Genomic DNA, 419 nt, shown 5'->3' on the forward strand with positions numbered 1-419 from the left:
CGGGCGGGAACGGAAAAAGCTCCTCGGCCTTTGGGGCGGAGGAGCTTTTGGTGGGTTGGATCATAGGGGATGCGGGGACAGGATTTGAACCTGTGACCTTCAGGTTATGAGCCTGACGAGCTACCGGGCTGCTCCACCCCGCGGTGGTGTGTGTTGCGATGTTCTGGCGTGGTGGCCCGGCGGCGACCTACTCTCCCGAGCCTTGAGGCTCAGTACCATGGGCGCTGGGGTGTTTCACGTCCGAGTTCGGGATGGGATCGGGTGTATCATCCCCGCGATGGCCACCGGGCCACCGCGCCAGAACATCTGATGTAGGTGATTTGGTTGTGTGTGTGTGTTGGGGTAGGTTGATGTGCGGTTTGGTGCTGCGCGCGGCGCTCGGTTCTTGCGAACCGGAGCCGGTGCGGCGTTGGTGGTAG

At 62.5% G+C, this 419-nt stretch carries 1 tRNA gene and 1 rRNA gene; both read right to left on the bottom strand.

Annotated features, from left to right (window positions below):
• Positions 1-69 precede the first annotated feature (69 nt).
• A tRNA-Met gene (locus tag ACLF3G_RS29545) sits at positions 70-143 on the bottom strand.
• A gap of 31 nt (positions 144-174) precedes the next feature.
• Positions 175-289, bottom strand: a 5S ribosomal RNA gene (gene rrf / locus ACLF3G_RS29550).
• Between the last annotated feature and the right edge of the window lie 130 nt (positions 290-419).

It is taken from the genome of Falsiroseomonas sp. HC035, from assembly GCF_050563525.1.
GTDB lineage: Bacteria > Pseudomonadota > Alphaproteobacteria > Acetobacterales > Acetobacteraceae > Falsiroseomonas.